The sequence below is a fragment of the Sulfitobacter sp. M85 genome (assembly GCF_029285915.1).
GTDB classification, from domain to species: Bacteria; Pseudomonadota; Alphaproteobacteria; order Rhodobacterales; family Rhodobacteraceae; genus Sulfitobacter; species Sulfitobacter faviae.
In genome coordinates this window covers 373878-388105 of record NZ_JABECQ010000001.1, presented here as the reverse complement: position 1 = coordinate 388105, position 14228 = coordinate 373878, and the positions used below count along the sequence as shown (strand labels likewise).

Below are 14228 nucleotides of genomic sequence, written 5' to 3'. Positions count from 1 at the left end.
GCTTTCCTTTCCTCCATGCCCCGGCGAAGAAAGGGGCATGGAATACCTCTCATTTCTGCGGCGCAACTGGCTGTTTCTGCTGGCCGGTTTCCTGCTGACCTTCACCTCGTCCTATGGGCAAACCTATTTTATCTCGCTCTTTGCGGGGGCGGTGAAAGGCGACTTTGGCCTCAGCGACGGCCAGTGGGGCGGCATCTATACCATCGGCACGACGTTGTCGGCCATCACCATGGTCTGGGCCGGGGTGCTGACGGACCGCTTTCGCGTGCGGGTGCTGGCCCTTGGCGTGATGCTGGCGCTGGCGGGCGCCTGTTTGGCGATGGCGGCGGTGCCGAATTGGATTGCGCTGATCTTTGTCATCTACGCATTGCGGCTGACCGGGCAGGGGATGATGTCTCAGCTTGGGCAGGTCGCCATGGTGCGCTGGTTTGAGGCCTCGCGTGGCAAGGCGCTTTCGCTATCCTCAATGGGTTTCGCCGCTGGTCAGGCATTTTTGCCGGTGATCTTCGTGGCGCTTTTCGCCAGCTTTCACTGGCGCAGCCTTTGGGTGCTGGCCGCGGTGCTGGTGCTGCTGACGATCCCGGTGATCCAAATGCTGCTGCGGCAAGAGCGCACCCCGCAAAGCATGGCCGATCAGGCGCAGCGCGCGGGTATGAGAGGGCGGCATTGGACCCGGGCCGAGATGTTCCGCTCGGGTCTCTTCTGGATGATCATCCCGCTGGCCATCGGCCCCGCGGCATGGGGCACGGCCCTGTTCTTTCAGCAGGTGCATCTGACCCAAGTGAAGGGATGGGCCTTGGTCGAATTCGTGGCTTTGATGCCGGTCTATACAATCTCGGCGGTGGCCTCGACCTTCCTCTCGGGCTGGGCAATCGACCGTTTCGGCGTCAGCCGCGTTGTGCCGGTGATGATGTTGCCCTTTGCCCTGTCATTCGCGGTGCTCGCCTATGCCGACACGCTCTGGATGGCCGGGATCGGCTTGCTTATTTTTGGCATGGGGCAGGGGATGCAATCCACCGCGCCCGCAGCCTTTTGGGCCGAGTATTTCGGCACCCGCCACGTCGGGTCGATCAAGGCGGTGGCGGCGGCGCTGATGGTCTTTGGTTCGGCCATCGGGCCGGGGGTGACGGGGCTGTTCATCGACCTCGGCGTCGATTTCCCGCAGCAGATGCTGCCCATCGCGCTTTACTATCTGATTGCCGCAGGCTTGGCCGCATGGGCGATTGCGCGCTACAAACCGCTGCTGCACAGCTAGCGGTTGCGCCGTAGGTAGACGTAATAGGCCCCGCCGCCGCCGTGGCTGACGTGGGCCTGCGCGACCTGTAGCACGAGACTGCTGAGCGGTGGCATAGACAGCCACTGGGGCACCTGATGGCGCAGCACCCCATCGCGCACGGGGATCGGGCCACCGTCGTCGCGGCGTTTGCCCTTGCCGGTGATGACCAGCACCAACCGCTTGCCGCGCGCATGGGCATCCATAATGAAGCCGTTCAGGGCAGGATGCGCCCGATCAAGCGTCATGCCATGCAAATCGATCCGGCCTTCGGGGCGCAGTTTGCCGCGTTTGAGCTTGCCATAGGCCTTGTTGTCCATCTGAACCGGCGCGGCCTTCATCTGCTCGGCCAATGTCGGGCGCAGGTCGTTGCCCCGCTTTTTCATGGATGGCTGCGGTTTGTTGCCCTGCAAGGCGATCTTGGCCCGCCGAACTTGTGGCGGGGCAGGGGGGGGCGCGTCGATCTCGGGCGTGAAAAGCTTGTTCAGCTCCAGCTCCTCGGTCCGCTCGGTCACCCGGCGCCAAAGTTCGAGATCGTCTTCGTTCAAGCGGCGCCGTTTCATATCGCGCTCTCCGGCAGGAAAGCATAGGCGCGTTGGATTGGCATCAAGACCACCATCCGCCCCGGATCGCGCAGACGTCCCGCCGCGCGGCCCGCTTTGTCGCCAGTGCCAAAGAACACATCCGCACGCTGCGCGCCCTTGATAGCCGAGCCTGTATCCTGCGCGACCATCAGACGGCGCAGAGGTTTATTCCCGTCTTTCTCAATCCAGACCGGCGCGCCGAGCGGCACATGCGACGGGTCAACCGCGATGCTGCGCATGGCGGTGATAGACCGGTTCATCGCCCCCAGCGGCCCCTTATCGGCGGGCACGCGGCTGACTTCGCGGAAAAAGACGTAAGACGGGTTGTGATAGAGCAATTCGCGGCCATCTTCGGGGTTGCGGCGCACCCAGTTCTTGATGACATCGGCGCTGACCTGATGCGCCTCATAGACCCCGCGCCGCACCAATTCGACCCCGACCGAGCGGTAATCATGGCCATTCGCGCCGCGGTAACCCACCCGCAGATAGCTGCCATCGGGCAGGCGAATACGGCCAGAGCCCTGAATTTGCAGAAAGAAAAGCTCAACCGGGTCATCGACCCAAGCGATCTCAAGCCCGCGGTCGCGCATCACGTCGCCATCTAGGATCTCGCGCCTGGTGAGCCAGGGGCGGATCTGCTCGGCCTCGGGGGGCATGGCGTAGATGGGGTATTGAAACCGGGCAGAGGGGTAGAGATCGCCGTCCAACTCAGGTTCGAAATACCCGGTGAAAAGCGCGTCTTTGCCGTCTTCCATCAGAACGGGGCGAAAGAACAATTCGAAAAACTGCCGCGGGTCGGGTCCATCCTTTGCCAGCTTACAGAGCGCGCGCCAATCGACATCTTTCATGTCGCCGCAGGTGCTGGTGAAAACCTCGAAGGCGGAGGCGTGGTCATCTTCGGCCCAGCCCTCAAGCTGGTCGAAATCCATGACAGTATAATGCACCTCTGCTGCTGACGGCGTGTTCATCGACACACCGCCCAACAGCGCAAGAGCGCCAAGCGCACGCGCTACCCGTCTGTGGAAACCAACAGCCAATTCGGATCGTCCGAGCCCATGACACGAGCGAAGACCCATGTATCTTTTTGGCGTTTGATTTCGGTGCTGCTGCCCTCGACAATCTCGCCCTCGCGGTTGCGAACCTCCGAGGTCAGCTCGCCGACGAAGCGGATGGTGAGTTCGGCTTCTTTCGTGGTCTCGTCCATCTTGGCGTCGATCAGTTCCATCTCGCGCACGCCGATGAAAGTCGCCTCGATCGTTAGACCTTGGTCCTCCCGCGCGGCGACGCCGTCAACAAAGCTTTCATAGACGTCATCAGCCAGAAACGGCTGAATTTCGGCCAAATCGCCCCGCTCATAGCCCATGACGATCATCTCATAAGCGCCGCGCGCGCCTTGCAGGAAATCGTTAACGCCAAAGGACGGCTCGACCCGCTTCATCTCGGCCAAGGCCTTGCCCGAGGGGCTGTCTGCGGGAACGTGGTCAGTGATATCGAGATCCGGGCCACCTTCGATCACTTCAAACGCGGGGCCGCTGCGCGGGCTTGGCGTTTGATCGGTCACCGGGGGCTTTTCAAAACCCTCACGCGTGCCAAGCACGTTTTTCAGCCGCAGGATCAGGAATACGGCGATACCGGCAAGCACCAGAAGCTGTATCAGGGGAGAATTCATCGAAACCTCATTCAGGGGTGGCATGGAAACATGCGAGTTAAGCTCTTATGTAGGTGTTCGACCGGGGCAAGTCCACTCTGCCCCCAGCGAAAGGACCCCGCCGCATGTGGCTATTGATCGCATTTATCGCCGTGCCTCTGATCGAGATCACGCTTTTCATCCAAGTCGGTGGCGCCATCGGCCTTGGCTGGACGCTGGCCGTGGTGGTTTTGACCGCCCTTTTGGGTACATGGTTGGTGCGGTCTCAGGGTGCGCTGGCGCTTGGACAGTTGCGCAGTTCCTTTAATGACTTGCGCGACCCGACCGAGCCTTTGGTGCATGGCGCGATGATCCTGTTTTCCGGCGCGCTGCTGCTGACGCCGGGGTTCTTCACCGATGCCGTAGGCTTTGCCTTTCTGGTGCCACGCTTTCGCGCCGCCGCCTATCGCGCGATCCGCGACCGGGTGAAGGTCCAAAGCTTTGGCACCCCCGGCGGCATGGGGCCGCGGCCCGGGCCGCAACGCCGCGGCGATCCGCGCGGTGATGTGATCGACGGGGATTTTCACGAAATCCCCGAACAGCCGCGCCAGACCAAAGGCCCCTCGGGCTGGACTAAGGATTGAGCGGCCCGTGCCGACCTGTTAAGTCCGGGTAGATTTAAGAAATTCACCACAACAGGACACAGAAAATGGCAGAAAACGAAACCGCACAACCTAAGCAGCCGCAGATGCGCGTGCTGGGCCAGTTCATCCGCGACATGTCGTTCGAGAACATCATGGCGCAGAAGGGTGCCCCGGCGGATGTGCAGCCCGACGTGCAGGTTCAGGTCAACCTCGACGCGAAAAAGCGTTCGGGCGAGAACCAGTATGAAACCGCGATCAAGCTGAACATCACCTCTAAAGCGAAAGACGGCGACGCGACGCTTTTCGTGCTGGAAATCGACTATGTCGGTATCTTCCAAGTCGAAAACGTGCCGGAAGAGCAGATGCACCCCTATCTGCTGATCGAATGCCCGCGCATGATCTTCCCCTTCCTGCGCCGCATCGTCAGCGACGTGACCCGTGACGGTGGCTTCCCGCCGCTGAACCTTGAGAACATCGACTTCCTGTCGCTCTATCGCAACGAAGTGGCACGCCGTCAGGCCGAAAACCCGCCAAAAGCCGACGCTTAAGCGTCAGCCAAGCTGTTTCCACAGCGCGTCGTCGCCCAGTTTACCGACAAATTCGGCATGGGCGGCGGCTTCGGCCTCTGTCAGACGCGAGGGCAGGGGCGTGGGCCGCGGTTTCGGGGTCCAGCGCGTCTCCGGCTCGCCCGTCTTGCGCTCCGGCGCCGAGGACAGCGCGAAGTCCGGCTGCCGCCCCCCAATCAGTTCCAGATAGACTTCGGCCAAGATCTCACTGTCGAGCAAGGCGCCGTGCAGCGTCCGCGAGGTGTTGTCGATGCCAAAGCGACGGCAGAGCGCGTCGAGCGAAGCGGGTGAGCCCGGAAAGCGTTTGCGCGCAATCTCCAGCGTGTCGAGCGCTTGTTCCCACGGGATCTGCGGCAGGCCCATCCAGCGCAGCTCAGCATTCAGGAATTTGATGTCGAAGGCCGCGTTGTGGATGATCAGCTTGGAATCGCCAATGAAATCCAGAAACTGCCGCCCGATCTGCGCGAACTTGGGCTTGTCGCGCAAAAAGTCATCGCCCAGCCCGTGCACCTGAAAGGCTTCCTCGGGCATGGAGCGTTCGGGATTGATATATTGGTGATAGGTCTCGCCCGTGGCCATGTGGTTCATCAGCTCGACCGCGCCGATCTCGACGATACGGTCGCCGCTTTCGGGGTCAAAGCCGGTGGTTTCAGTATCGAGCACGATTTCACGCATGGCGCAGTCTTTCCCTGATGTCGCGGATCACCGCCCGCACCTGCGCGCGGGCATGGTCGAGCGTGTCGGTCACTATCACATAGTCCGAGCGGGCGCACTTCTCTTCGGCGGGCATCTGCTTGGCGCGGATGGCGTCGAATTGCGCCTCTGTCATCGTGCCGCGCGCCAGTACCCGGTCGCGCTGGACCTCTGCCGGGATCGACACGCAGGCCACCGCGTCCATCGCAGCCTCGCCGCCGGTCTCGAACAGCAGCGGAATGTCCAGCACGGCAATGTCGCTATCCGCCTGCGCCAAAAACGTCGCCCGGTCTTCGGCCACCAGCGGATGCACGATGGCTTCGATCCGGGGCAGGGCGGTCGGATCGGCGGCGATGACCTCTTTCAACGCGGCACGAGAGACGCCACCGCCCTCGATAGCCTCCAGGAAAGCCGCCTGCATCGGCGCCACGGCAGCCCCGCCCGGGGCATAAAGCCGGTGCACCGCCGCGTCGGCATCCCATACAGCGCAGCCTTCCTCGGCAAACATCTTTGCCGTGGTCGATTTGCCCATGCCGATGGAGCCGGTGAGCCCGAGGTGGAACATCAGCGCAGCACCGCCGTTCGCGTGGCGCGGTCGACCTCGGGCCGCTGGCCGAACCAACGCTCGAACGCCGGGACCGCCTGATGCAACAACATGCCCAGCCCGTCGACCGTGACGCAGCCCATATTCTCAGCCGTTTCAAGCAGATGGGTGCGCAGCGGAGCGTAAACGAGATCCGTCACCACGGTGCCGGGGCGCAGCCCATCCAGCGGCACCCGCAAGGCGCCTTTGCCGATCATGCCAAGCGATGTGGTGTTCACCAACAAACTGGCGTGATCGATCATATTGCCCGCCTGCACCCAATCGACGACTTTAACCCGGCCGCCGAAATCGCGCTGCAACTGCTCCGCCCGGACGCGGGTGCGGTTTGACAGGCAGATCTCAGGCACGCCAGCATCCAAAAGCGAGGAGACAACCGCCCGCGCCGCGCCCCCCGCGCCCAAGACCGCCGCCGGTCCGGCCTTCGGATCCCAATCCGGCGCACCGGCCTTGAGATTCTCGATGAAGCCGTAGCCATCCGTATTATCCGCATGAATCTTGCCATCGGCGCGAAAGATCAACGTATTGGCCGCGCCGATCAGAGTGGCCCGGTCAGTGATGAGATCCGCAATCTCCATCACCGCTTCTTTATGGGGGATCGTCAGGTTCACCCCAACAAAGCCCATCTTGGGCAGCGTTCTCAGCACCTCTTCCAGATCATCGGGGGCGACATCAAGCGGCACATAATGCCCGGCGATGCCATAGGTCTCCAGCCAATGGCGATGCAACTGCGGGGATTTGGAATGCGCGATGGGCGATCCGATCACACCGGCGAGGGGGATTTTGGGCAGGCTCATGTCGTGAGGTCTCCGCGCAGCGTCAGGAAATTCAGCAGTTCAAGAAATGGCATACCGAGGACGTGAAAGTAATCCCCCTCAATCTGGGTGAAGAGCCGCACACCTTTCTCTTCCAGCTTGTAGCAGCCCACCGCGTGGCGAATGCTCTCCCAGTTTCGCGCGACGTAGTCTTCTATATAGGCGTCGCTGGCCTCGCGCATACGCAGCCGCACCTGACCTACGTGCCGCCAGAGCGGTTCACCGTTTTCATAAAGTACGGCGGCAGAGAGCAACGAATGCCGATCCCCGCGGAGCCGGTGAAGCTGCGCTATCGCCTCGTCCTGATCATGCGGCTTGTGCAGCATCTCTCCGCGATGTTCCAACACCTGATCGCAGCCCAGAACCAGCGCGCCGGGGTGTCGCTCGCTCACTTTTCGGGCTTTCATCTCGGCCAAGGTATCGGCGATGTCGCGCGGCTTGGCCTCTTCGGCCCGCAGCGCGGCAGTTATCATCTCTTCGTCGATCTTGGCTGGGATCACCTCATGCGGGATCGCGGCCTGCGCCAAGAGCTGCGCCCGGATCTCCGAGCCGGAGGCGAGGATGATTTTCTGCGGCATGTGGATAACCCTGTGATGATCTGGCGCAAATCTTGAGGATTTGTTCTGCGAGATAAAAGTTGACAGCACAAGCCCGCAGATCTCGCCCCGAGTCGCGGTTTTTGTCGCCGATTCCCACCCCGATGAATAGGGATAAGCCGCTTGTGCGTATAACCACGAGACTTCACCGGTTATCCCCGCTTTGATACATTTTGTCCCCCGGAAAATACGCTAGCAAGATACTGAGAAAATTTAATATTCGCGAATCGGGGCCAGCTTATCCACAGGGGGCCGCGAAGTTTGTTCACCTGTTGATAAGCGGCGGTATAAATCATTAATCCACAGGATTCAGGCGCCCTACAATCAACTACATCTTTTCTCTTTTCTTATTTATTAAGAAAGAAGCACGCACACCGGAGCCTTCCCCATGTTCGATCTTCTCAGCCTCGCTTATCCATGGATCAAAGCGCTCCATATCGTGTCGGTCATCAGTTGGATGGCGGCGCTCTTCTACCTACCGCGGCTCTTCGTGCATCATGTCGAACAGGCGGGCTCCGGCGGGCGGATGCACAAGACTTTCGCGATGATGGAATTCAAGCTCGCTCAGTTCATCATGCGGCCTGCGATGATGGCGACATGGGTTTTCGGCCTCGCCCTCGTTCTGACGCCCGGAATCGTGGATTGGACGATGATCTGGCCATGGACCAAGGGGGCCAGTGTCATCGCCATGACGGTTTTCCATGTTTGGCTGAAAAAACAGGTCAAATCCGTCGAAAGCGGCGACAGTACCGTCACGGGCCGTCAGTTCCGGCTTTTGAACGAAGTGCCGACACTGCTGATGATCGTGATCGTCTTCTCAGTGGTCGTGAAATTCTGAGGCAATTGACTCAAGCCGCGCTGCCGCCTATATCTGCGCCACTGTCCCGTCCGGGGCGGTTTCTGCTTGCCACATTCAAATGATCGACCAGCCCGCATTCTGCTGCGGCTGAACAGGATGCTCCATGACAACCGAAACGCTGAACCTCGCTGATCTCAAGGCGCAGACGCCGAAAAACCTGCTCGCCATGGCCGAAGAGCTGGAGATCGAAAACGCCTCGACCATGCGTAAAGGCGAGATGATGTTCCAGATTCTCCGCGAACGTGCGGATGACGGTTGGGAGATCTCGGGCGACGGCGTGTTGGAAGTGCTGCAAGACGGATTCGGTTTTCTGCGCTCTCCCGAAGCGAACTACCTGCCGGGCCCCGATGACATCTACGTCTCGCCCGACATGATCCGCAAATGGTCGCTGCGCACCGGGGACACTATCGAGGGGCTGATCAAGGCGCCCGATGACACCGAACGCTATTTCGCGCTGACCGAGGTCACCAAGATCAACTTCGAGGCGCCCGAGAAGGCGCGCCACAAGGTTGCCTTCGAGAACCTCACGCCGCTTTACCCCGACGAGCGTCTGACGATGGAGGTTGATGACCCCACGATCAAGGACCGCTCCGCGCGGATCATCGATCTGGTCTCGCCCATCGGTAAGGGCCAGCGCTCGCTGATCGTGGCCCCGCCGCGCACCGGTAAGACCGTGCTGCTGCAAAACATCGCTAACAGCATCGAGAAAAACCACCCGGAGTGCTACCTGATCGTCCTGCTGATCGACGAACGGCCCGAGGAAGTCACCGACATGCAGCGGTCGGTGAAGGGGGAGGTCGTCTCCTCCACCTTTGACGAGCCGGCCACGCGCCACGTCGCCGTCTCCGAGATGGTCATCGAAAAGGCCAAGCGCCTCGTCGAGCACAAGCGCGACGTTGTTATCCTGCTCGATTCGATCACCCGTCTGGGTCGCGCCTTCAATACCGTGGTGCCGTCCTCGGGCAAGGTCCTGACCGGTGGTGTCGACGCTAATGCCCTGCAACGCCCGAAGCGTTTCTTCGGGGCCGCGCGGAACATCGAAGAGGGAGGCTCGCTCACCATTATCGCCACCGCGCTGATCGACACCGGCAGCCGCATGGACGAGGTGATCTTTGAAGAGTTCAAGGGCACCGGCAACTCCGAGATCGTGCTGGACCGCAAGATCGCCGACAAGCGCGTTTTCCCGGCGATCGACATCCTCAAGTCCGGCACCCGGAAGGAGGATCTTCTGGTCGACAAGGTGGACCTGCAGAAAACCTTCGTCCTGCGCCGCATCCTCAACCCGATGGGCACCACCGACGCCATCGAATTCCTGCTCGGCAAGCTCAAGCAAACCAAGTCGAATTCTGACTTCTTCGACTCCATGAACACCTGAGTTATTAAGTAATAACAATAGGTTAGTGAAATATGGACACGATATTCGCCCAAGCGTCAGCGCCGGGCCGTGCCGGGGTTGCGGTGATCCGCATTTCCGGCCCACAGTCCTTCGCGATTGCGCAGGAGATTTCCGGCAAACGTCCTGAAGGACGCGAAAGCGTGTTGCGAAACCTCCGCGGCACGGGCGGAGAGGTTATCGACCAAGCTCTGGTCCTAAGCTTCCCCGGGCCAAATTCCTTTACAGGCGAAGATGTAGTTGAATTTCAACTCCATGGCTCCATCGCCGTGGTCCGGGCGATGCTTTCCCTGCTGTCGACCTTCCCCGAAACTCGGATGGCCGAAGCGGGGGAGTTCACCCGCCGTGCGCTAGAGAATGAAAAGCTGGATCTCGCGCAGGTCGAAGGGCTGGCAGATCTCATCGAAGCCGAAACAGAAGCACAGCGAAAGCAAGCGCTTCGCGTTTTGTCGGGCCACCTCGGCGCACGGGTCGAAGATTGGCGAAAAGACCTGATCCGCGCCGCTGCGCTTCTGGAGGCCACGATCGACTTCGCGGATGAAGAAGTGCCCGTCAATGTCACCCCCGAGGTAGAGGCGCTGCTCTCGAAGGTCGGCAAGGAATTGCAGGCCGAAGCGGAAGGCACCTATGTCGCTGAACGGGTTCGAAATAGCTTCGAAGTCGCGATCATCGGTGCGCCAAATGCGGGTAAGTCGACGCTCTTGAATGCGCTAGCGGGACGCGACGCAGCGATCACCTCTGAAATCGCGGGCACTACCCGCGACGTAATCGAAGTTCGAATGGACCTCGGCGGGCTGCCGGTCACCCTGTTGGATACGGCGGGTCTCCGCGAGAGCGAAGATAAAGTTGAAACCATCGGGATTGAACGCGCAATCGAACGCGCCGGGGCGGCGGATCTGCGGGTGTTTCTCGCGGCGCCGGATGAGGCCTTGGCCCTTACGCCAGAGGAAGAGGATATTGTTCTCCACCCCAAGGCAGATCTCGTTGGTATTGAGGCGAACGGTATCTCAGGGAAGACCGGGCAGGGCGTGTCAGAGCTCATCGACCGCATTCAATCTACGCTCTCGGAACGCAGCTCAAGCATCGGACTTGCGACCCATGAGCGGCATCGCGTCGCCTTGCAGCAAGCCGTCTCGTGTTTGGCTGAAGTAGATGTTATCCTGACTCGGGGACCTGATTTCTATGATTTGGCCGCTGCGGAGCTTCGGTTCGCCATTCGCGCGCTGGAAACTCTAGTGGGCCGCATAGACGTCGAGAACCTGCTGGATGAGATCTTCACCAGCTTTTGCGTTGGTAAATGATGGAGTGTTTCACGTGAAACATTTTGATGTGATCGTGATCGGTGGCGGCCACGCGGGCGCGGAAGCAGCGCACGCTTCGGCACGGCTAGGCGCACCCACAGCGCTCGTCACGATGAGCCGCGATGGGATCGGCGTCATGTCCTGCAATCCGGCCATCGGCGGACTGGGGAAGGGCCATCTGGTACGAGAGATTGACGCGATGGACGGCGTCATGGGCCGCGTTGCCGATAAGGCCGGCATTCAATTCCGTCTCCTAAACCGCCGGAAAGGCCCCGCGGTTCAGGGCCCCCGTGCGCAAGCTGATCGGAAAATCTACCGGACAGAGATGCTCCGCGAAATCGACGCGCAAGCGAACCTCGACATCATTGAAGGAGAGGTTACCGACTTCGTGATGGATGGAGAAGCCGTTGCCGGCGTAGTCTTGGCCGACGGAACGACCATCAAAGCAGCGTCTGTAATTCTCACAACTGGGACCTTCCTCCGAGGTGTCATTCATATCGGAGACGTATCGCACGAAGGCGGCCGCATGGGGGACAAAGCGTCGGTCAAACTGGCCGAACGGATCGATTCCTTTAATCTCCCGATGGGCCGACTAAAGACGGGGACGCCGCCCCGTCTGGATGGCCGCACGATCAACTGGGATATATTGGAAGGGCAGCCCGGGGACGATGACCCCGTCCTGTTTTCCTTCCTCTCCGACAAGGTTTCAGCCCCTCAGGTCGCCTGCGGTATTACCCATACGAACGAGAAAACTCATGAGATCATCAGAGAGAATCTCGATAGGTCCGCAATGTATGGCGGGCATATCGATGGCGTAGGCCCGCGCTATTGTCCGTCGATCGAAGATAAGGTCGTCCGTTTTGCCGACAAAGAGTCGCATCAGGTTTTCCTAGAGCCCGAGGGCGCGGATGATCATACCGTCTATCCAAACGGCATTTCGACCTCTCTTCCGGCAGATGTGCAGGAAGCCTATGTCCGAAGCATGGTTGGCCTTGAGAACGCAACTATTCTGCAACCCGGGTATGCCATCGAGTACGACTACGTCGATCCGCGCGCTCTTTCATCAACGCTTGCGGTCCGTACCGTACCCGGCCTCTATCTCGCCGGACAGATCAATGGTACGACGGGCTATGAGGAAGCGGCCGCGCAGGGACTCGTAGCCGGCTTGAATGCCGCTCTGCGCGCCCAAGGCCGGGATGCGGTGACATTTACCCGTTCCGAAAGCTATATTGGGGTTATGGTCGATGATCTGACGACACGGGGCGTTACGGAACCCTACCGGATGTTCACTTCTCGGGCCGAGTTCCGCCTGTCGCTACGGGCGGACAATGCGGATCAGCGGCTAACTCCATTGGCGATTCAATTAGGCTGTATCTCTGACGCGCGCCGAGATAGATTCGAGGAGAAGGTTTCCTCCCTAGAGGAGACAAAGGCGAAGCTGGAAGGTACGGAGTATACGCCGAAAGAGCTTGCGAGCGCCGGTATCAAAGTCAACCAAGATGGTTCAAAGCGTAGCGGCTATCAGGTTCTCGCGTTTCCCGATGTGAAGTTTGAGGATTTGCTGCCACTTGATCGCAGCCTGGAAGAAACTCCATTCGAGATACGTCGGCAGATTGAACGGGACGCGCTCTACGCAACCTACATCGCTCGACAACAGAAAGAGATCGATGTGCTTAAGAAAGACGAGAACGTTCGTATACCGTCTGATTTTTCCTTCGATGATCTTGCAGGCCTTTCTAACGAGCTGAAGTCGAAGGTATCTTCCGCGCGTCCGGAAACAATAGCACAGGCGGCTCGCATTGATGGAATGACACCAGCCGCGCTGACTTTGATTCTTGCTCGTGTGAAGCGCGGGGCCGGAAAGAAGTCAGCATGAGCACCGAAAATGACCTCGATGTTTCACGTGAAACATTTGAAAAGCTGAAAGCCTTTGCCGAATTGGTGAGGAAATGGAATCCGAAGATTAATTTGGTTTCCAAGAGCAGCTTGGACGACCTTTGGTCTCGCCATATTCTGGATTCCATCCAAATCTTTGAGCTTGCTCCAGGGCCAGGGAATTGGGTAGACCTCGGTAGCGGCGGAGGTTTCCCGGGCATTGTTATTTCGATCCTCAATCAAGAAGAACGCAAATTCGATGTAGTCATGGTTGAAAGTGATCAAAGGAAATCGGCTTTCCTGCGGACGGCCATTCGAGAACTTGATCTTGCCGCAAAGGTGAAAACCGAGAGAATCGAAGAACTCGAATGTCTCGAAGCAGACGTGCTATCTGCCCGCGCTTTAGCCGATCTGACGAAGCTGCTAGGGTTCGCCGAGTTGCATCTTAAACTTGGAGGCATTGCACTTTTCCCTAAAGGTCAAAGCTGGAAGCGTGAAGACCTAGAGGCGCGGCAGGATTGGACCTACGACCTAGAGACGGTAACCAGCAAGACCAATTCGGACGCTGCCATTCTAAAGATTAAGGATATCGCCCGTGTCTGACCTTTCTCGTCCAGCTGGACCGAAAATCATTGCCATTGCAAACCAGAAGGGCGGCGTTGGTAAAACGACGACGACTATCAATCTTGCCGCTGCGCTTGCGGAAGCTGGGAAGCGTATTCTGGTGGTTGATCTGGATCCGCAGGGCAATGCTTCTACAGGTCTTGGGATCGAAGTCGAAGATCGCGAATTTACGACATATGATCTCTTGCTGGACGATAGCCTTCCGCAGGATGTCATTCAGCGCACCGAAACGGATGGGTTACTTATCGTTCCGGCGACGGTTGACCTCAGCTCTGCGGACATCGAACTCTTTTCGAATGAGAAGAGAAGTTTTCTTTTGCACGACGCGCTGCGGCAGACGCAGATGGATCAGTTCAAGTTCGACTATATCTTGATTGATTGCCCGCCTTCACTCAACCTATTGACGGTGAATGCGATGATCGCGGCGCATTCGGTCTTGGTGCCTTTGCAGAGCGAATTTTTCGCACTGGAAGGACTTTCTCAGCTTATGCTGACGATAAGAGAGGTCCGGCAAACCGGGAATAAAGACCTGCGAATTGAGGGCGTTCTACTGACCATGTATGATCGCCGCAATAATCTGTCGCAACAGGTTGAGAATGACGCGCGGGCGAACCTTGGTGAACTGGTGTTCCAAACCGTGATTCCGCGCAATGTTCGGGTGAGCGAGGCGCCGAGCTTTGCCATGCCCGTTTTGAGTTATGATCCCACATCGAAAGGGGCCCAAGCCTACCGCGATTTAGCGGCGGAGCTGACAAGAAACAATGGTTAATAAGGTGG

16 protein-coding genes are annotated in these 14228 nt (G+C 59.3%); 9 read left to right on the top strand and 7 right to left on the bottom strand.

What is annotated here, in order from left to right; translation table 11 throughout:
* Nucleotides 1-37 precede the first annotated feature (37 nt).
* Entirely contained in the window at nucleotides 38-1255 is a 1218-nt protein-coding gene (locus HKX24_RS01975) for an MFS transporter (protein ID WP_271692681.1), read from the top strand.
* On the opposite strand, the gene HKX24_RS01970 is transcribed toward HKX24_RS01975, so the two are convergent.
* From HKX24_RS01970 to HKX24_RS01960, 3 genes are read right to left on the bottom strand one after another with little or no spacing between them, the layout of a single operon-like run.
* On the bottom strand, nucleotides 1252-1836 hold the full coding sequence (locus HKX24_RS01970; protein ID WP_271692680.1) for a Smr/MutS family protein: 585 nt from the start codon (nucleotides 1834-1836) through the stop codon (nucleotides 1252-1254). The two genes, HKX24_RS01975 and HKX24_RS01970, sit on opposite strands and share 4 nt — an antisense overlap.
* A complete protein-coding gene (locus HKX24_RS01965; protein ID WP_271692679.1) occupies nucleotides 1833-2825 on the bottom strand; it encodes an MltA domain-containing protein in 993 nt (330 codons plus the stop codon). Before HKX24_RS01965 ends, HKX24_RS01970 begins: the two co-directional genes overlap by 4 nt.
* 41 nt (nucleotides 2826-2866) lie before the next feature.
* Entirely contained in the window at nucleotides 2867-3526 is a 660-nt protein-coding gene (locus tag HKX24_RS01960; RefSeq protein ID WP_271692678.1) for a Tim44/TimA family putative adaptor protein, read from the bottom strand.
* Nucleotides 3527-3630: 104 nt separating this feature from the next.
* Between HKX24_RS01960 and HKX24_RS01955 the strand changes: the two genes are divergently transcribed.
* Both HKX24_RS01955 and secB read left to right on the top strand, forming a co-directional pair.
* On the top strand, nucleotides 3631-4128 hold the full coding sequence (locus HKX24_RS01955) for an FxsA family protein (protein WP_209216911.1): 498 nt from the start codon (nucleotides 3631-3633) through the stop codon (nucleotides 4126-4128).
* 65 nt (nucleotides 4129-4193) lie between these two features.
* Nucleotides 4194-4676: a protein-export chaperone SecB gene (secB, locus tag HKX24_RS01950; protein ID WP_067267736.1), complete on the top strand. Its 483-nt coding sequence runs from the start codon at nucleotides 4194-4196 to the stop codon at nucleotides 4674-4676.
* Between the two features lie 3 nt (nucleotides 4677-4679).
* Here secB and dnaQ read toward each other — a convergent pair whose 3' ends face one another.
* From dnaQ to HKX24_RS01930, 4 genes are read right to left on the bottom strand one after another with little or no spacing between them, the layout of a single operon-like run.
* The gene (gene dnaQ, locus HKX24_RS01945; protein WP_271688639.1) at nucleotides 4680-5369 is read right to left on the bottom strand and encodes a DNA polymerase III subunit epsilon; all 690 of its coding nucleotides are present in this window, start codon (nucleotides 5367-5369) and stop codon (nucleotides 4680-4682) included.
* A complete protein-coding gene (gene coaE / locus HKX24_RS01940) occupies nucleotides 5362-5955 on the bottom strand; it encodes a dephospho-CoA kinase (RefSeq protein WP_271693870.1) in 594 nt (197 codons plus the stop codon). Before coaE ends, dnaQ begins: the two co-directional genes overlap by 8 nt.
* The gene (locus tag HKX24_RS01935; RefSeq protein ID WP_271692677.1) at nucleotides 5952-6785 is read right to left on the bottom strand and encodes a shikimate dehydrogenase; all 834 of its coding nucleotides are present in this window, start codon (nucleotides 6783-6785) and stop codon (nucleotides 5952-5954) included. Before HKX24_RS01935 ends, coaE begins: the two co-directional genes overlap by 4 nt.
* Nucleotides 6782-7381, bottom strand: a complete 600-nt coding sequence (locus tag HKX24_RS01930; protein WP_271692676.1) for a nucleoside triphosphate pyrophosphatase — start codon at nucleotides 7379-7381, stop codon at nucleotides 6782-6784. Before HKX24_RS01930 ends, HKX24_RS01935 begins: the two co-directional genes overlap by 4 nt.
* 406 nt (nucleotides 7382-7787) lie before the next feature.
* Here HKX24_RS01930 and HKX24_RS01925 point away from each other — a divergent pair, with 406 nt between their 5' ends.
* From HKX24_RS01925 to HKX24_RS01900, 6 genes are all read left to right on the top strand, one after another.
* Nucleotides 7788-8237 carry a CopD family protein gene (locus HKX24_RS01925; RefSeq protein ID WP_271692675.1) on the top strand — a complete coding sequence of 150 codons (450 nt, stop codon included), beginning with the start codon at nucleotides 7788-7790 and terminating at the stop codon, nucleotides 8235-8237.
* A 124-nt stretch (nucleotides 8238-8361) separates the two neighbouring features.
* Nucleotides 8362-9633: a transcription termination factor Rho gene (rho, locus tag HKX24_RS01920; protein WP_067267859.1), complete on the top strand. Its 1272-nt coding sequence runs from the start codon at nucleotides 8362-8364 to the stop codon at nucleotides 9631-9633.
* A gap of 32 nt (nucleotides 9634-9665) precedes the next feature.
* On the top strand, nucleotides 9666-10952 hold the full coding sequence (gene mnmE / locus HKX24_RS01915; RefSeq protein WP_271692674.1) for a tRNA uridine-5-carboxymethylaminomethyl(34) synthesis GTPase MnmE: 1287 nt from the start codon (nucleotides 9666-9668) through the stop codon (nucleotides 10950-10952).
* A gap of 13 nt (nucleotides 10953-10965) precedes the next feature.
* Nucleotides 10966-12828 (top strand): tRNA uridine-5-carboxymethylaminomethyl(34) synthesis enzyme MnmG, encoded by a 1863-nt coding sequence (mnmG, locus tag HKX24_RS01910; protein ID WP_271692673.1) that lies wholly within the window; start codon nucleotides 10966-10968, stop codon nucleotides 12826-12828.
* Nucleotides 12825-13430, top strand: a complete 606-nt coding sequence (gene rsmG, locus HKX24_RS01905) for a 16S rRNA (guanine(527)-N(7))-methyltransferase RsmG (RefSeq protein WP_271692672.1) — start codon at nucleotides 12825-12827, stop codon at nucleotides 13428-13430. Before mnmG ends, rsmG begins: the two co-directional genes overlap by 4 nt.
* Nucleotides 13423-14220, top strand: a complete 798-nt coding sequence (locus HKX24_RS01900; protein WP_271692671.1) for a ParA family protein — start codon at nucleotides 13423-13425, stop codon at nucleotides 14218-14220. The genes rsmG and HKX24_RS01900 overlap by 8 nt, the downstream gene beginning before the upstream one ends.
* Nucleotides 14221-14228: the final 8 nt, after the last annotated feature.